Here is a 17,387-nt window from a genome sequence, read left to right on the forward strand (position 1 = left end):
CCTACGCGCTGCCGCGCGCGCCCTCAAGGGGCAAGCCCTTCGGCCCGGCAGAGCCGGTTCTGCGGGCTTCGCTTGGTTGGGGGTAGCGCACTGCGAGGTGATGCGCGCCGAGGGAATGGCTCCCCCCTACGCGCTGGCGCGTGCGCCCTCAAGGAGGCACAGGGCGGGCATGAAGCGATTGGCGACGCTGCATGGTGTGGCGATTGAGTCTCACATGGACGAGCCCGCCGAGGGCGAGTGTCGGAGATGGGTGAAGGAATGCGTTGAACGGTTGGCGCGTCCCGCGAGCAGCGGGCAAGCGTTTAGAGAGAGGTGGTGCGAGTAAGGCGGTGGTGGGGGTGGCAGGGCATCGTCGGAGGAGTCTCGCGAGCGGATAGCGAGAGAGGGACGACCGATGGGTAGCGAGTGCAAAAGGGTCGAACCCGAGCCGTTTTGGTTCCTTTGTCGGCTGACAAAGGGACTCGCCTGCCGGGGCGAGACCCGGCGGGGTGTGGCGAATGGGAGCCGCCCGACGGCAATGGGCAAAGCCAAACGACCGGCTCGCCCCAAGCCCAAGCCCAAGACCAACCCCAATCTCAACCCCCAATGAAAAACCGGGGCAAGAAGCCCCGGTGCACTCACATCAAAGCCAGGTCATTTCCCCAACTGCGTGGGCATGGCTGGCGGTTCAGTCCGTTGAATGGGTTTCCAGGACTTGAGCCGCTCGAGCACATTGGCGACGGCGGCTTCAAGCTGCACATCGCGCCCGGCGTTGACCGCCACGGGATCGAGGTCGACCTCGATATCGGGCGCGACGCCTTCGTTCTCGATGCGCCACTCACCTTCGGGCGTGAAGAACCGGAAGTACGGCACCACCAACTGGCCGCCGTCGATGAGTGAGGGGTTGATCGCGATCCCGATGAGCCCACCCCAGGTGCGTTTGCCGATCAACGGCCCCAACCCGGTCCGCTTGAACGCGTAGGGCATGAAGTCCCCGCCCGACCCGGCGTCCTGATCGACCAGCATGGCTTTGGGCCCATAGATGGCGCCCCCTGGCGTATCGAACACCAATGCATCGCGGTCTTTCCAACTGCCGAGGTACTGGCGCCCCAGCACTTCGGTGACGTAGTTGGCGGCTTGACCGCCGCCGTTGCGGCGGTCGTCGACGATCAGGCCGGGTTTATCGACCTGCGCGAAGAACATGCGGTTGAAGTGTTGGAAGCCTTGGGCGGCCGTGTCGGGCATATAGACGTAGGCGATTTTGCCGCCGCTGAGCCGATCCACTTCCTGGCGGTTGTGGTCGATCCAGGCCCATTGGCGCAATGCCGACTCATTGGCGATGGGCTCGACCTGCACCTGCCGTGCACCGCGGCCTTGCGCATCGCTGGCCACGGTCAGTTGGACCGGTTTGCCGACGGTGTTTTCCAGCTGCTGGTAGAGGTTGTGTCCGGCGTCGACCGGCTGGCCGTTGACGGCCATCAGGAAGTCGCCTTCCTTCACCCCCAGGCCGGGCGCGGCGAGCGGCGCCTTGAGGAACGGATTCCAGCGGTCGCCCTGGAAGATTTTCTTGATGCGGTAGTGGCCGCCCTCGAAGCTGAAGTCGGCTCCCAGCAGCCCCACCGGCACGCGCGGTTCCTGCGCCACGTCGCCACCGCCGACGCGGTTGTGGCCGACCTGCAGCTCGCCGATCATTTCGACCAGCACCTGGTTGAGGTCTTCACGCCGCTGCACATGCGCCAGCAGGGGCAGGTAGCGTTGATAGACGCCCTTCCAGTCGATGCCATGCAGTTTGGGGTCGTAGAAGAACTCCTTCTGCATCCACCAGGTCTCGTCGAAGATCTGCTTCCATTCCGCGCGCGGATCGATCCGCACCCGCAGGCCGGAGAGGTCGATGCCCTTGGTGTCGATCTTCGCGGCCGCGTCGGCCACTTCGAGCCGACCGCCGCCGAGCACCAGGAGGATCTTCTTGCCATCTGCGCTCAACGAGTAATCGTTGACGGCGGGCTTGACCATCTTGGTGGACTTCTCGTCGAAGTCGAAGCGGTAGAGGTCGCTGCGGGGGGCGCCTTCGCCGGCGGACGGTGCCTCGGCGCTCACGCCGGGCTGACGGCGCTCAAGGTAGAACAGGGCGCCGTCGGCGGCGACCGAGAGATGGTCGTAGCGGGCCTGGGCCACCGGCAAGCCGATGATGCGGTCCTGCAGGCCGGCGAAGTCGATGCGGACGGGCTTGACCTTCTTGCCGTCCTTATCGTCTTTGCTGTCCTTGCCCTTGGCGTCCTTCGAGTCTTTCGATTCGGACTTGTCGACCGGCTTCTTGTCGCCGTCCTTCTCATCCTTGTCGCCCTTCTCGTTCTTGGCGTCGGACTTGTCCTCATCCCCCTTCTTGCCCTTGCCCTCTTCATCCCCGGCCTTGGGCAGCAGCGGCGACTTGCCGTCCGCGCGCAGCACCGCGCCGAACAGGCCCAGGCGCAGCGAGCGCTCCTGGGTGGACATGTCCAGGCCCACCTGGGTCGGACCGGAGTTGATCGACGCCGCGAAGTACAGCACGTCACCCTTGCCCGAGAACACCGGCAGTTCCGCATGGCTCATGCCATCGGTCACCGTGTGCTGCTGGCCGGTCTGGAAGTCGTGGATGCGGATCTGGGTGAAGTGATTGCGACCGGTGACGGTGTAGGCCAGCCAGCGGCTGTCGGGCGAGAAGCCCACATCGAAGCCCTGGCGACGCAGGCTGGTGTCGATCTTCTGCAGCTTGCCGGCCTGGGCGCCCGACAGCGGCAGGTGATAGAGGTTCAGGTGGTTGTCCTGCAGCACCAGGCGGGCGCCATCGGGCGACCAGTCCAGCAGGGTGTAGTAGCCGGTCTCGGGCAGCAGCAGGCGGCGGATCGGCTTGCCGGCGGCCTCGTCGCCAAGCTGGTCGCGGATGACGATCTGATGGCGGGTGCCGGGCTCGTCCGAGACATAGGCCACCTGCTGACCGTCCGGGCTCCACAGCGCATCTTTCTCACGCACCCCGGAGGATTGGGTCAGGTTGCGCACCACGCCGTCCTTGACCGGCACGGTGAAGACCTCGCCGCGGGCGCTGATCAGGGCCCGCTTGCCGGTGGCCGACAGCGCGACGCTGGAGATGGTCTTGGACGCATCCTTCCACTGCACCCGCGCCTGGGTGCTGGGCTCGGTCAGGGCGACCGGGATCACCCGCGGCTCGCCGCCGCTCAATGCCACTTCCTTGAGCTGACCGCCGGCCTCGTAGACGATGCGGCCGTCCACACCGTCGACATTGCGGACGTCCCAGACGGTTTCCTTCGTCAGCTGACGCAGGGCCTTGGTCTTGGTGTGGTAGGCGAAAAGGTTGGCGGCGCCGTCGTTGCGGTCGGAGATGAAGACGACTTCATCGCCCAGCCAGATCGGGTTGCTGTCGGTCGCGTTGACATGCGGGATCTGCTCCCAGGTGCCGGCCTTGGGATCGATGATCCAGATCGGCGGCGTGGTGCCACCGCGGCTTTGACGCCAACCGCTGGTGCCGTTGTAGGCCTGGCGGTAGGGGCGATAGGCCAGGCGCTTGCCGTCCGGCGACCAGCGGCCTTCGTAGGCCACGGCGTCCATCACCTTCTGCTCGAAGCCGCCGTCCACCGGGACTTCGTAGAGCTGGTTGCTGCGGTTGTTCAACACCTCGCGGGGCGAGGAGAACAGCACCCGCTTGCCGTCCGGGCTCCAGCCGGTGGCCTGATCGACCGCGGAGTGCCAGGTCAAGCGGCGCGGCTGACCGCCGGCGGCGGCGATCACATAGACGTCGGTGTTGCCGTCATGGCTGGCGGAATAGGCGATCCAACGGCCGTCCGGCGAAAAGCGCGGCGAGAACTCCGAGGACACATTCCCAGCCAGGCGGCGCGGCTGGCTGCCGTCACGTTGGGCGGCCCACAGCTCGCCGCCGTAGACGAAGGCGAGTTGGCTGGCCGAGACGGCCGGCTCGCGCAGCAGCAGCGTGGCGCTGGCCGTGGGGGCAGCGGCGGCGTCAGTCGATCGCGCCAGGGTGGGGCTGGCCGCGGTAGCGGCCGTCAGGGTCAGGGCCAGGGCGACGGCCTGGCTCACGGAACTCAGTTGCATGGGTGCTTGGTCCGGTAGGGAGCAGCGGAGCAGCATAGCCGCCAGCGTCCCCCATGACGAAGCTCACACCGACGCGTTGCGCGCAGATCGGCTCGGTGATTTCCCGGATCAGGCGGCCGGATCAGGCGGCCGGATCGCGCGACCGAATCAGGTGACCGAATCAGGCGGTCGAATCAGGCGGTCGAATCAAGCGGCCGGATCAAGCGCCCGAATCAGGCGGCCGCGCGGGCCTTCTCCTGGCGGGAGGCCCGCCAGCCGCCGTACAGCGCAATCACGCCCGGGATCAGGATCATCGCCCAGATGATCTTGCTCAGATGGGTCTGCACGAACGGCAGGTTGCCGAACAGGAAGCCCGCCAGTGTCAGCCCGCAGACCCACAGCACCGCGCCGCCCACGTTGTAGGCGGTGAAGCGGCTGCGAGTCATCTCTGCCACGCCCGCCACGAAGGGCGCGAAGGTCCGGATGAAGGGCATGAAGCGCGCCAGCACGATGGTGATGCCGCCATGCTTCTCGTAGAACTCATGCGCGGCATTGAAGGCCCGCTTGTTGAAGAAGCGGGAGTCCTCCCACTGGAACACCTTGGGCCCGAAATAGCGGCCGATGGTGTAGTTGCACTGGTCCCCCAGGATGGCGGCCACCAACAGCACCGCCATGGCCAGCGGCAGGTTCATCAGCCCCGCGCCGCACAGGGCGCCGACGACGAACAGCAGCGAGTCGCCCGGCAGGAACGGCATCACGACCAGGCCGGTTTCCACGAACACGATGAGGAACAGCAGCGCATACACCCAGACGCCGTACTGGGCGACAAATTCGGCCAGGTGGACGTCGACGTGGAGGATGAAATCGAGCAGGTAGGTGATGAATTCCATGGGCGCCAATTATGGCGGTGCAGCATGACGCCCCTCACCCCGAGGCGCGGGGTTTCCCGATGAACGGCGAAGGCCGGACCGTTGTCGTGCGTGACCTGCCCTTTCAGGTGGGGCGCTCCCTCATCGGTGCGATGGAGAAACTGCCTATCGACGCGCCACAGCGGGGCCCGAAGAATGGCTTCGCCCCCGGGGGTTTTCAACGAGCGCCGACGGGCGCTCACCGTGTTGAACAACCCGAGAGGATTCTTGAAATGGACAAGATCAATGGCATCCAGGAACTGAGCCTGGACGATCCGCGCCTGCTGGCCGTGTGCGGCGGCGAGGTCGGTGCGACAGGCATGGGAGATGACTACCACTACACGGGCAATGAGCCGTTGGGCGATTGCATGATCGCTGAGGCCACCGGCCGAAGCGGCGCGCCAGAAGGCTTCTTTGGTTCGTTGTTCACCTGCCTGAACTGAACCTCGATGGAGGTCGGGCGGTTCGCCGCTCGACGCAACACCGGGCGCTGGTTGATCTCGGCCTGCGCTCATCCACCCAGGCCTGCGGACTGCCCCAGGATCCGTCGGCGAGGAGCGTTCATGTCAAACCTCTTAACGACCACATGTCGATCGCTGGTCGCTGTCTGCGAAGCCGTGCTGGTCTATGCCCTGTTCCTGGTGATCGCCGGAGAAGTCTTCCACCTTCCCTGGCGCTCGTGGATCAACGACGCCGTCCTGGCCCGTGCCCTGCCTACGGCGATCATCACCGCCCTGGGCTGCCTGCTGCTGGTGTGGGGCCGACGTCGGTATGCGCTTGACCCTGCCCCGGCGTCGAGACTCCAACCCGGGCCCTGGCACCGACGCTGGCCGCAGGTGGCGACCGTCGGCCTGCTGATCACGCCGTTGCTTGTCTTCGTGACGGCCATTGACGTCACGGCCAACGGCCAGACGCGTTCACTGATCTCCGCCACGGCATGGATCGCCTCGCTGCTGGCGGTAATCAACATCGCGCTGGTGGAGGAAGTGCTCTACCGCTATGTGTTGATGGGCCGACTGCTGAAGGTGGGATGCCATCCGGTCGCCGCGCTCCTGCTGCAAGCAGGTCTCTTCATGCTGGCACATGGCAAGTCGGCCATGGTCGGCCCTCATGCCATCGCTTGGTACTTCAATCTTTCGGTCACCCTCGGCCTGCTGTACTGGCTGACTCGATCGATCTGGGTGCCCATTGCCTTTCATTTCTGCATCGATCTGCTCGTCGCACAGACCGGACCGGTCAGCTATTGGATGACCCATCGACTGGTCGACAGCCTGCGCTTCGATTGGACCTCCGTCACCGCAAGCATTCTGATGGTCGTGAATATCGCCTGCGTGCTGGGGATCCTGCGCCGGCAAAGGGCCACCCCCACATCCCCCGGCGGCTCAGGGGTGAACCCCGCCCCCTCCTACAATCCCCCCTTATGGATGCCTCTTTCGCCCCCGCGGCGACCGCCACCGCCGCCGATGCGCTGGGCTCGACCGCCCGACGCGCGATCCGCGAACTTCCCGATGAACTGATCTCCCAGATCGCCGCCGGCGAGGTGGTGGAGCGTCCCGCCTCCGTGGTGCGCGAGTTGGTGGACAACGCGCTGGATGCCGGCGCCGCTCAGATCCAGCTCAAGCTGCTGGCCGGCGGCATCCGCAGCCTGATCGTGGAAGACGACGGCTGCGGCATTCCCGACAGCGAACTCCCGCTCGCCATCAAGCGCCACGCCACCAGCAAGATCGGCAGCCTGGACGACCTGGAAGCCGTGGCCACCATGGGCTTTCGGGGCGAAGCGCTCGCCGCCGTGTCCTCGGTGGCGGAACTGTCGCTGGTCTCGCGCTTCGAGGGCGCCGCACACGCGTGGCGCCTGGATGCCCGCAGCGGCGAACTGAGCCCCGCCGCCCGCGCCCGTGGCACCAGCGTGGAAGTGCGCGAGCTGTTCTTCAACACGCCCGCCCGCCGCAAGTTCCTCAAGACCGAAGGCACCGAGCTGGGCCATTGCCTGGAAGCGCTGCGCCGCCATGCGCTGGCACGTCCCGACGTCGGCTTCGCGGTCTGGCATGAGGGCAAGCTGGTGGACCAATGGCGCGCCGCATCGCTGGCCCAGCGCATCAGCGAAGTACTGAATGAAGACTTCATCGGGCAAAGCCGCGAGGTCAACGGCGGCGCCGGCCCGATGCGCATCCATGGCCGCGTCGGCCTGCCCGAGGCCGCGCGCAGCCGTGCGGACATGCAGTACGTCTATGTCAACGGCCGCTATGTCCGCGACAAGCTGATCGCCCACGCCATCCGCTCCGCCTTCGACGATGTGCTGCACGGCAATCGCCAGCCCAGTTATGTGCTGTTCATCGACATCGCCCCCGAGCTGGTCGATGTGAATGTGCATCCGACCAAGATCGAGGTCCGCTTCCGCGACGGCCGCGAGATCCACCAGCAGGTGCGCCGCGCCGTCGTCGCCGCCCTGGCCCTGTCCCGCACCGATGACGCCGCCGGCACGGACGGCACGGACGCCGCGACCACCGCCGCGCCAGGCGGGGGATCGTCCACCGTACCCACCCGCTGGAGCGGTACGGCCGCCTGGGATCGCCCCCAACTGAACGAGCCGGCCGCACCTGGTGCCGGCGAAGGCGCTGCCCCCGGCCACGCGCCCCAGATCGGCTCGCGCTTCAGCACGGGACAAGACGCCTGGCGCTCGCCCATCCCCACCCGCGCGCAGACCGCGCTGGCCCTGGAGCAGGCCGAAGCACTGTATGCGCCCGCCGCTGGCCCCTTGCCGACGGCCGCCGGTGGCGGAATGTCGGCGCCCTCGCCGCTCGCCGCTTTCTCCACCGCGTCTGGCGCGCCCGCGGCACTGCCGGCCAGCCAGGCGGGCGAATGGCCGCTGGGCCGCGCCATTGCGCAGATCCAGGGCATCTACATCCTGGCGGAGAACGCCCAGGGGCTGGTGATCGTCGACATGCATGCGGCCCATGAGCGCGTGGTCTACGAACGACTAAAGGCCTCGCTGGGCGAAGCCCGCATCGAGGCCCAACCGCTGCTGATCCCGGTCACCTTTGCCGCCACGCCGGCGGAGATCGCCACCGCCGAGGCTCAAGCGGAGACGCTGCAGCGGCTGGGACTGGACATCTCGCCGCTGTCGGCCAAGGTGCTGGCCGTGCGCGAGCGCCCCGCCCTGCTGGCCGGTGGCGATGTGGTGGAACTGGCGCGCGGCGTGCTGGCGGAACTGTCGCAGTTCGATGCCAGCCATGCGGTGGAACGCGCGCAGCATGAGATCCTCGCCACCATGGCCTGCCACGGCGCAGTGCGCGCCAACCGCCAGCTCAACCTGGACGAGATGAATGCCCTGCTGCGCGACATGGAACGCACCGAGCGCGCCGACCAGTGCAACCATGGTCGCCCCACCTGGCGCCAACTGACGCTGCGCGACCTGGACGCGCTGTTCCTGCGGGGACGTTGACCCCGGTCCGCCGGTCGCCCGCGGCCCGATCGCCCGACTTTTTGCCCAATTGACCCCATTCCGCCGGTCGGACGGCGCAGGTCGATGACCTGATCGGCCCCATTTCCACCGACACTTCACCCTTGGCGCCAGCGAATGGTTCGTCGCGCCCGATTCTTTCCTCACACGCCGCGACGCGCCGGCGCAGTACCGACATGGCCACCCTCAAGCTCAACAAGAACAAGCCCGCCGCCGACGGCGGCTCCTCCAACACCGGCAGCGGACGCCGCGGCCCGCTGCGCGGCCCCGGCGTGGGCAAGCCCCGCCCGACCCTGGCCCAGGCCCAGACCGATCGCGCCGAACGCCAGGCCAGTTATGAACAGCGCCGCGCCGAAGAAGGCCCGCAAGGCCGCCGCGGCCCCCCTGGCCATGACGACCGCCGCAGCGGCCCCGGCCGCGACGATCGCGGCCCGCGCGGCGATGCCCGCCAGGGTCCGCGTGAAGGCGGCTACGGCGCCCAGGGCCCGCGTGGCCCCGGTGACCGTGGTGGCGAGCGTGGTGGCGACCGCGGCGGTGACCGCGGCGGCTATCGCCCCGATCGCGGCCCCCGTGCCGAGGGCGCCGGTGAACGTCGCCCCTTCGGCGACCGCCCCCGCCACGACAGCGACCGGCCGGCTTATCAGGATCGGTCTCAGGATCGCGCCCGCTTTGAGGGAGATCGTCCACGCCGTCCCGATGACCGCTATGGCAGCGGCCAGGGCGGCCCGGGTGGGTTCGGCGGCCAAGACCGCCCCCGTTTCAACGATCGTCCGCAGCAAGGCGGTGATCGGCCGCGCTTCGACGGCGATCGGCCCCGTCGTCCGGACGACCGCTACGGCAGCGGCGCCGGTGGCGGCGACCGCCCCCGCTTCAATGATCGCGGCCCGCAGGGTGGCGATCGGCCGCGTTTCGACAGCGACCGCCCGCGCCGTCCCGATGACCGCTACGGCAGCGGCCACGGTGGCCAAGGCGGCCAGGGTGGCTTCGGCGGCAACGACCGCCCGCGATTCAACGACCGCGGGCCGCAAGGCGGCGATCGTCCGCGCTTCGAGGGCGACCGTCCCCGTCGCCCGGATGACCGCTATGGCAGCAGTGCCGGCGGTGGTGATCGTCCACGTCGCGGGCCCGATGACCGCCGTCCTGCCGGCGATCGCCCGTATGGGGACCGTCCTCAGGGCGACCGTCCCTATGCGGATCGGCCGCGTGGAGACGATCGCTACGGCGACCGCCCTGCAGCCGACAGGGGCGAGCGGGGCAACTGGGGCGATCGAGGTGACCGCGCCCAGCCGCCGCATTTCGAAGCCCGAGGCGATCACGAGGCCCGCACCGATCGCCCGCCTCGTGCCGAGGCGCCTCGCCAGCCCGCACCCACCCGCCTGGCCGACGCCGGCGCTGGCGAGCGGCTGTCCAAGCGCATGAGCGAACTCGGTCTGGCCTCGCGTCGCGAGGCCGACGAATGGATCCAGGCCGGCTGGGTGACGGTGGACGGCCAGATCGCCGAGCTGGGTCTGCGTGTCGGCCCGGATGTGAAGATCGAGGTCGATCCCGCCGCCCGCGACCAGCAGGCGCAGCGGGTCACCATCCTGCTGAACAAGCCGATCGGCTATGTCTCCGGCCAGGCCGAAGACGGCTATGAACCCGCCTCGGTGCTGGTCAAGGCCGAAGCGCACTGGGGCGAGGATCCGTCCGGTGTGCATTGGGCGCCTGGCCATGGTCGCGGTCTGGCGCCGGCCGGCCGGCTGGACATCGACTCCACCGGCCTGCTGGTGCTGACCCAGGATGGCCGCATCGCGCGCCATCTGATCGGTGAGGACTCGACGGTGGAGAAGGAATACCTGGTCCGCGTCGCCGTGATCAACGGCGATCCGGAGCGCCATCCCATGGAACAGTTGGATGAGCGGGCCATCCGCATGCTCAACCATGGCCTGGAGCTGGACGGCGTGCAACTGAAGGAAGCCAAGGTCAGTTGGGCCAATGAAGACCAGCTTCGCTTCGTGCTGCGTGAGGGCCGCAAGCGCCAGATCCGCCGGATGTGCGAGCTGGTCGGCCTGAACGTGCTGGCGCTCAAGCGGGTCCGCATCGGCCGCATTCCGCTGGGCAACCTGCCCGCCGGTCAATGGCGCTATCTGGCCCCGTGGGAGCGCTTCTGAGCGCTGCCGCGTCGCGCGCCAGTGCGCTGCCCGCCCCCTTCACGATGACCGACACGGACCTGAGTCCCCTGTGCATCGCCGGCCCCACCGGCTGCGGCAAGACCGCCGCCGCGCTGGCGCTGGCGCGCCGGCAGCGGGTGGAGATCATCAGCGTGGACTCCGCGCTGGTGTATCGCGAGATGGACATCGGCACCGCCAAACCCTCGCCGCAGGAATTGGCGGAGGTGCCGCATCACCTGATCGACATCCTCTCGCCCACCGAGAGCTACTCGGCGGCGCAGTTCGTGCGGGACGCCACCGCCCTGGTGCCGCAGATCCAGGCCCGTGGTGCGCGACCGGTGCTGGTCGGCGGGACGATGCTCTACTTCAAGGCGCTGTTCGACGGTCTCTCCGAGCTGCCGCAGGCCGATCCGGCCCTGCGCGCCCAGCTCGATGCCGACGCGGCCCGCGACGGCTGGCCCGCCCTGCACGCCCGCCTGGCGGTGCTGGACCCGGAGACCGCCGCCCGCCTACCGCCGCTGGACTCGCAACGCATCCAGCGGGCGTTGGAAGTCTGCCTGCTGAGCGGCGAGCCGATGTCGGCGCTCTATCGCCGCCAGCGCAGCCAGGGCGTGGACTGGCCACTGCTGTCGCTCGAGCCGTCGGACGAGGCCCGCGCCTGGCTGCATGAGCGTCTGGCGCAGCGCTTCGCGTTGATGATCGCGCACGGCCTGGTCGACGAAGTGCGCCGCCTGCGCGCCCGCGGCGATCTGCATCCGGGCTTGCCGTCCATGCGCTGTGTCGGCTACCGACAAGCCTGGGAACTGCTCGATGAAAACGAAGCAGCACCCGATCTCGCCGCATTGCAGGAACGTGGCACCGCGGCCACCCGACAGCTCGCGAAGCGGCAGATCACCTGGCTGCGCAGCATGCCCTCGCGCCGCATCGTAGCGGCGCAGGCGCCCGATGCCTTGGCGCAGTTGCTGGCGATGGTCGCGGGCTGAGCCGTCTCCGCCCGAGCGGATCGGCCCGGTAATCGGCCTGGCGAGCAGCCTGGCATCGGCTTGGGATGGGGCTGGGAATCGGCTTGGAAATCGGCTTGGGAATCGGCTTGGGATCGGCCTTGGAACTGACCCCACCGGCAGCCCGACGGAGCATCGTTCGGTGCTCACGGCTGGGCGTTCCGTGAGCACGGGTGACGACGATGCCGGCACATCCACGCACCGCAAGCCGCACAATGGCCCGAGGCCCTGCCTGATCCCTCGATGCGGCACCGCCCTGTTCCTACCGCCCCGATGGGTTGCCCACCTCCCGCAGCCGATCGGCCTTCAGCCTCTTCCGACCGACCGATGGATGTCCCCCTCCTGACGGCCACCGGCCTGACCAAGCGCTACGGCAGCCAAACCCTGTTCGAGCATCTGTCGCTCACGCTGCAGCATGGCGAGATGCTGGCCCTGCTGGGCGAATCCGGCAGCGGCAAGTCCACCTTGCTCAACGGCCTGGCGGCCTTGGAACCGCTGGACCGGGGCCAGGTGTTGCTGCAGGGCCGCGACATCCTCGCGCTGGACGAGTCCGGCCAGGCCGCCTTGCGCCGCGAGCAGCTCGGCTTCGTCTTCCAGGCCTTCCATGTGCTGCCGCATCTGACGGTGCAGGACAACGTCGGCCTGCCGCTGCTGCTGCAGGGACGACCCGATGCGACGCGGGTGGCCGAGATGCTGGCCGCCGTCGGCCTGGAGGCGCAGTCGCGGCATCTGCCGCGCCAGCTCTCCGGCGGGCAACTGCAGCGCGTGGCGATCGCCCGGGCGCTGGTGCATCGACCGGTGCTGGTGCTGGCCGACGAACCCACCGGCAACCTCGATCCCCGTCATGCCGACCAAGTGATGCAGCTGCTGCGACGCCAACTGCGTGAGCAGCAGGCGGCCTGCCTGCTGGTGACCCACTCGGCCCATGCCGCGTCGCTGGCCGACCGCCGCCTGCGGCTCGAAGGCGGCCAGTTGGTCGATGCCTGAGATGAATCCGCTGAGCCGCGCCTGGGTGTGGTGGTGGCAGTTGTCCTGGCCGGCACTGCGCCTGCAGTGGGGTCGGCAACTGGCCGCCTTGCTCACCATCGCGCTCGGTCTGGCGCTGGCCGGTGCGGTGCATTGGATCAATGCCTCCGCCTTGGCACAGTTCGAGGCGGCCGCCCGCCAGAGCAGCGCCCAGGCCGATCTGGAACTGCGCGCCGCGCCGGGCGCCGCGCCGCTGTCCGATCGCCTGTTCGCCGAACTGGCGGCCCGCGACGACATCGCGGAACTCGCGCCCCGGCTGGACGCCAGCCTGCGGGTGCAGGGCCGCGACGGTCAGTGGCAGCGCCTCCAACTGGTGGGCCTGGACCTGCTGCAGATCGCCGCCTTCCATCCGCAATGGCGTCCGCATGCGGACAGCGGCGGATGGGCCGATGCGCTCCAGCAACCCGCCGTGTTGGTGAGCGATGCCGCACTGCGTCGATTGGGATGGGGCGCCGTGGAGACAACCGGTGCCCCCGCGAGCACGGGAACAGCGGGAGCAGCGGAAACAGCGGGATCACCGGGAACGCCGGGAACGCCGGCATCCGAAGCCACACCGTCGTCCTCATCGTCCGAAGGCGCGCTCGCGTCGACGGCATCGGGCTCGACAGCCACAGCTACAGCCACAGCCGCATCCACCTCGACGTCTGCCTCCACGTCGACGTCCACCTCCACGTCCGCCGCCGCCTCATCGAACATTGAGCCGACCACGCTGCGACTGGATCTGCCCGGCGCCACCGACCCGCTGCCCATCGCCGGCCTCATCGCCGACGACGGACAGGCGCTGATGATCATGGACATCGCCTGGGCCCAGCAAGTGCTGCAGCGGCCGGGGCAACTGGACGCCATCCTGCTGCGCATGGTGCCGGGTCGCGCGGTGCCGGCGGTCTGGCCGACCGGCATCCTCGCCGGCGCGCCGCAGGACCAGGCCCGCCAGCAAGCCGACGAAGCCCGACGGCTGACCCGCGCCTACCGCCTCAACCTGGGCGTGCTGTCGTTGATGGCCTTGTTCGTCGGCGCGTTCATGGTGTTTGCGGTCCACAGCCTGTCGGTGGCGCAACGGCTGCCGCAACTGGCGCTGCTGGGCGTGCTGGGCATGAGCGAGGGCCAGCGGATCCGGATGCTGATGGTCGAGGCGGTGATGCTGGGCCTGGCCGGCGCGGTGCTGGGGCTGCTGCTGGCCTTGGGACTGGCGGAGCTCGGCCTGCGCCAGCTCGGGGGCGACCTCGGCAGCGGCCTGATCGGCCTGCCCGGTGCACGGCCCACGCTGCACACCACGCCCGCGTCCCTCCTCGGCCTGCTGTTGCTCGGCCCGATCGTGAGCCTGGGCGCCGCCGCCCTGCCGCTGATGCGGCTGCGGCGGCTGCCGGCCGCCCAGGTGCTGAAGGGGCTGGGCGGCGGCACCGACGATCCGCGCTGGTGGCTGATCGGCCCCGCGCTGCTGGCGCTGGCGCCGCTGCTGGCCTCGATGTCGCCGATCGGCGGCTTTCCGGCCGGCGCCTATGCCGCCATGCTGGCGCTGCTGCTGGGCGCCCTGGGCAGCGTGCCCCTGATGCTGAGGCTGATCACCCGCTGGCTGCGCCGCTGGGCGGCACGACGCGCCCTGCCCTTGCTGGCGGTGGAACGGGCACGGGACCAGGCCGGCGAAGCGGGTCGGCTGATCGCCGGTGTGCTGGTCGCGCTGGCCCTGGCGGTGGCGATGCTGGTGATGATCGCCAGCTTCCGCCTGTCGCTGGACCAGTGGCTGACGCAGATGCTGCCGGCCGATCTCTATCTGCGCCAGACCGCGCGCGACAGCGGCCAACAGAGCCAGCCGATGCCGCCGGCCTTGGCCGACCAGGCCCGCCAGCTCGCGGGCGTGGAGCGGGTGTCGGAGCAGCTCACCCGCACCGTCGGCGTCAATGTGCGCGGCGTGCGGGACAGCGCCACCCTGATGGCTCGCCCGCTGGACCATCGGCTGCCACTGCAGGGCGAGTCGGCGCAGCTGCCGGTCGACCTCCTGCCCGTCTACATCAACGAAGCCATGCGCGATGCGATGCGCCTGGCCCCGGGCGACCGGCTGATGCTGCAAGTCGAGGGCCGGCAGTGGCCGGCCGCGGTGAAGGCGGTCTGGCGCGATTACAGCCGGCAGACCTCGGGCCTGCTGGTATCGAGGGACGACTGGCGACGGGTGACCGGTGACGGCAGCGTCACCGAACTGGCACTGTGGCTCAAGCCGGGGGCGGACCTGGTGACGGTGCAGGAAGCGCTGCGTCGGCTCGGGCCCTCGCCCGCGTCGCTGGACATGGCCTCGGCCGGCGAGCTGCGGCGCTTCTCGCTGGCGCTGTTCGACCGCAGCTTTGCCATCACCTACTGGCTGCAGGCGGTCGGACTGGGGCTGGGCTTGTTCGGCGTGGCGGCCAGCCTGTCGGCCCAACTGCTGGCACGCCGCCGCGAGTTCGGCCTGCTGCTGCACCTGGGGCTGACGCGCGGCATGCTGCAACGACTGGTGCTGGGCGAGAGCCTGCTGCAGGCGGTGGCCGGCGCGGTGATGGGGTTGGCCGTCGGCCTGGCCATCAGTGCGGTGCTGGTGTTCCGGTTGAATCCGCAGAGCTTCCACTGGAGCATGGATTGGCAAGTGCCCTGGCTGCGGGTGGCCGGGCTGGTCGCGGCCAGCCTGTTGGCCACCGCCGCCACGGCCGCCTGGGCCGGCGCGCGGGCGCTGCGGGCCCGGCAAGGTGAAGCGCTGCGCGCAGTGAGAGAGGATTGGTGATGATCGGTCGACGTCCCTGGATGGTTGGATTGATGGGCCTGGGCGTCGGCGCCCAGGCTGCGTCGCCGACCACGCCCCCGGTGCAATCGAACCCGCGGGACGCGGGAGAGACGCCGCGCCAAACGCCTGTTTCGACACGGAAGGCGGCAGCAGATCCCAAGTCAACCTTGGCACCGGCGGAACCGTCCGAGCCGCCCTTGTCGCGCGCCGCCCTGCGCTTTCCGCGCGACCACGGCGCCCATCCCGAGACGCGGATCGAATGGTGGTACGTCACCGGCGTGCTCCGGACACCTGGCGCGACGCTGGACACGCCACCGGCCTACGGCTTCCAGCTCACCTTCTTCCGGGTGCGGCGCGAGCTGACACGGCCGCTGGACAGCGCCTTCGTGCCGGATCAATTGATGCTGGGGCATGCGGCGCTGTCCGACCTCGGCCAGCGTCGGCTGGTGCACGATCAACGCTTGCTGCGTCGCGGCTTTGCCAATGCGCGCAGCGATGAGGCGGACACCCGCGTGCGCCTGGGCGACTGGTCGCTGGTGCGCCAGGACGGCGAGCGCGGTCTGAGCCGCTACACGCTGTCGCTGCGCAGCGAGCATGCCGGCTTCGGCCTGCGGCTGGATCTGCAAGCCCCGCAGGCGCCGCTGCTGCAGGGCGATCAGGGCTGGTCACGCAAGGGGCCGGGCGCGGAGCAGGCCAGTCGTTATGTCAGCGAACCGCAGCTCGCCGGTCGTGGCCGGCTGACCCGCACCAACGAGCTCGTGCGCGAACTCGAGGCGCGCTGCTGGCTGGACCATGAATGGAGCAACCAGTACCTCGGCGCCAAGGCGGAGACGGCCCCGGATCGGGCGGTGGGCTGGGACTGGATGGGCATGAACCTCAACGACGGCAGCGCGCTCACGCTGTTCCAGATGCGTCGGCGAGACGGCAAGACGCTCTGGACCGGCGGCAGCTGGCGCGATGCGGACGGTCGTCAGATCGACCTCCAGCAGCGGGTGAGTTTCGAGCCCGTGGCGCACTGGGAGAGCCCGGCCAGCCTGGCCCAGTATCCGGTGCGCTGGCGCATCCGCACCCCTCGCGGCGTGCTGCGGGTGGACGCGGCCTTCAACGCCCAGGAGATCGATGCCCAACGCAGCACCGGCTTCCTGTACTGGGAAGGCGTCGCGCGATTGAGCGATGACGCCGGCCGGCTGCTCGGCTGGGGTTATCTGGAAATGACCGGCTACGCGGGCCGGGTGCCGCTGTAGCGGCTGCGGCCCGACGGCGCCGGTGCATAGGCACGCACGCAGTTGCAGCCGGCCCCGCGCGCCATGGCCAGTGCCTGGCGGGCCTGCTGCAGCAACTGTTCGGCTCCTTGCTGCGGCTCGCGTTTCCAGTCCTGCCAATGGGCCAGGCCGAGGCTGGCGCTCAGCGGCAGCGATTGGCCCTGCCAGCGGTAATCCAGGGTGGCGACCCGGCCGCGCAATCGGTCGGCCGCATCCAGCGCGCCCAGGGGATCGGTGCTCGGCAGATAGACCGCCCACATGCCGCGCGGCTGGGCCAGCACCCAGTCGCCACCGCGCAGTTGCTGTCGCGCCAGCTGGCTGAGGCGGTCGTCCAGCGCCTGGATGCAGTCGTCGCCGTATTGCTGTTGCAGGCGCACCCAGGGGTCGAGTTCCAGCAACAGCAGCACCCCGTCATGGCTGTGGCGCTGGGCCCGGGCCGCTTCCCGTTTGAGCCAGTCCATCAGTTGGCCTTCGTCTGCTGCGGCGCCGCGCACCGGTGCGGGCGCCGCTCGCCGCCACCGTTGCCTCAGGGCGTTCCACCGAGCCCGGAGGCCGGGGCCCTTGTCCGTCTCTTGAGCCATGCTGATGCCCGCCTTCATCGTTTGAAGGTCGATTGCAGCACAGGTGACTGCGCCGCGCTGCCCCCTTGAGCAAGGGCCCCTGGGACTTCCCCTGAGCCCACGCGGCGCGCGCGCAACGAACCCCGCCCCGGAGGGGGGACAAGCCGCCCAGCGCCGAAGCCAGGCTCTACAGTGGATGGCTGATCCCC

The 17,387-nt window shown here is 69.3% G+C and carries 11 protein-coding genes; 8 read left to right on the forward strand and 3 right to left on the reverse strand.

What is annotated here, in order from left to right; translation table 11 throughout:
* Positions 1-633 precede the first annotated feature (633 nt).
* Both N4261_RS17385 and N4261_RS17390 read right to left on the reverse strand, forming a co-directional pair.
* Positions 634-4,083, reverse strand: a complete 3,450-nt coding sequence (locus N4261_RS17385; RefSeq protein WP_261756539.1) for a S41 family peptidase — start codon at positions 4,081-4,083, stop codon at positions 634-636.
* 212 nt (positions 4,084-4,295) lie between these two features.
* Positions 4,296-4,952, reverse strand: coding sequence for a DedA family protein (locus tag N4261_RS17390; RefSeq protein WP_261756540.1), 657 nt, complete (start codon positions 4,950-4,952; stop codon positions 4,296-4,298).
* 59 nt (positions 4,953-5,011) lie between these two features.
* Here N4261_RS17390 and N4261_RS17395 point away from each other — a divergent pair, with 59 nt between their 5' ends.
* The 8 genes from N4261_RS17395 to N4261_RS17430 all read left to right on the forward strand — a co-directional run bounded on the left by N4261_RS17395 (position 5,012) and on the right by N4261_RS17430 (position 16,600).
* Positions 5,012-5,413, forward strand: a complete 402-nt coding sequence (locus tag N4261_RS17395) for a hypothetical protein (RefSeq protein WP_261756541.1) — start codon at positions 5,012-5,014, stop codon at positions 5,411-5,413.
* Between the two features lie 174 nt (positions 5,414-5,587).
* Positions 5,588-6,487: a CPBP family intramembrane glutamic endopeptidase gene (locus N4261_RS17400; RefSeq protein ID WP_261756542.1), complete on the forward strand. Its 900-nt coding sequence runs from the start codon at positions 5,588-5,590 to the stop codon at positions 6,485-6,487.
* Positions 6,391-8,412: a DNA mismatch repair endonuclease MutL gene (gene mutL, locus N4261_RS17405; RefSeq protein WP_261756543.1), complete on the forward strand. Its 2,022-nt coding sequence runs from the start codon at positions 6,391-6,393 to the stop codon at positions 8,410-8,412. The genes N4261_RS17400 and mutL overlap by 97 nt, the downstream gene beginning before the upstream one ends.
* Before the next feature lie 194 nt (positions 8,413-8,606).
* The gene (locus N4261_RS17410) at positions 8,607-10,580 is read left to right on the forward strand and encodes a pseudouridine synthase (RefSeq protein WP_261756544.1); all 1,974 of its coding nucleotides are present in this window, start codon (positions 8,607-8,609) and stop codon (positions 10,578-10,580) included.
* 44 nt (positions 10,581-10,624) lie between these two features.
* Complete coding sequence (gene miaA / locus N4261_RS17415) at positions 10,625-11,563, forward strand: tRNA (adenosine(37)-N6)-dimethylallyltransferase MiaA (protein WP_261756546.1); 939 nt, start codon at positions 10,625-10,627, stop codon at positions 11,561-11,563.
* A gap of 345 nt (positions 11,564-11,908) precedes the next feature.
* Positions 11,909-12,568, forward strand: coding sequence for an ABC transporter ATP-binding protein (locus tag N4261_RS17420; RefSeq protein WP_261756547.1), 660 nt, complete (start codon positions 11,909-11,911; stop codon positions 12,566-12,568).
* A 1-nt stretch (position 12,569) separates the two neighbouring features.
* Positions 12,570-15,356, forward strand: coding sequence for an ABC transporter permease (locus tag N4261_RS17425; RefSeq protein ID WP_261756548.1), 2,787 nt, complete (start codon positions 12,570-12,572; stop codon positions 15,354-15,356).
* A 197-nt stretch (positions 15,357-15,553) separates the two neighbouring features.
* On the forward strand, positions 15,554-16,600 hold the full coding sequence (locus N4261_RS17430) for a lipocalin-like domain-containing protein (RefSeq protein ID WP_261756549.1): 1,047 nt from the start codon (positions 15,554-15,556) through the stop codon (positions 16,598-16,600).
* Here the strand turns inward: N4261_RS17430 and N4261_RS17435 are convergent.
* Positions 16,576-17,079 carry a GGDEF domain-containing protein gene (locus tag N4261_RS17435; RefSeq protein WP_261756550.1) on the reverse strand — a complete coding sequence of 168 codons (504 nt, stop codon included), beginning with the start codon at positions 17,077-17,079 and terminating at the stop codon, positions 16,576-16,578. The genes N4261_RS17430 and N4261_RS17435 overlap by 25 nt on opposite strands.
* Between the last annotated feature and the right edge of the window lie 308 nt (positions 17,080-17,387).

This window comes from Roseateles amylovorans, assembly GCF_025398155.2.
GTDB classification, from domain to species: Bacteria; Pseudomonadota; Gammaproteobacteria; order Burkholderiales; family Burkholderiaceae_C; genus Roseateles; species Roseateles amylovorans.

Bases quoted from the DNA above. Each gene is read 5' to 3' on its own strand.
- N4261_RS17390 (WP_261756540.1), bottom strand. From the start codon at position 4,952: ATGGAATTCATCACCTACCTGCTCGATTTCATCCTCCACGTCGACGTC.
- N4261_RS17425 (WP_261756548.1), top strand. From the start codon at position 12,570: ATGAATCCGCTGAGCCGCGCCTGGGTGTGGTGGTGGCAGTTGTCCTGG.
- N4261_RS17420 (WP_261756547.1), top strand. From the start codon at position 11,909: ATGGATGTCCCCCTCCTGACGGCCACCGGCCTGACCAAGCGCTACGGC.
- N4261_RS17385 (WP_261756539.1), bottom strand. From the start codon at position 4,083: ATGCAACTGAGTTCCGTGAGCCAGGCCGTCGCCCTGGCCCTGACCCTG.
- N4261_RS17410 (WP_261756544.1), top strand. From the start codon at position 8,607: ATGGCCACCCTCAAGCTCAACAAGAACAAGCCCGCCGCCGACGGCGGC.
- mutL (WP_261756543.1), top strand. From the start codon at position 6,391: ATGGATGCCTCTTTCGCCCCCGCGGCGACCGCCACCGCCGCCGATGCG.
- N4261_RS17435 (WP_261756550.1), bottom strand. From the start codon at position 17,079: ATGGACTGGCTCAAACGGGAAGCGGCCCGGGCCCAGCGCCACAGCCAT.
- N4261_RS17395 (WP_261756541.1), top strand. From the start codon at position 5,012: ATGAACGGCGAAGGCCGGACCGTTGTCGTGCGTGACCTGCCCTTTCAG.
- miaA (WP_261756546.1), top strand. From the start codon at position 10,625: ATGACCGACACGGACCTGAGTCCCCTGTGCATCGCCGGCCCCACCGGC.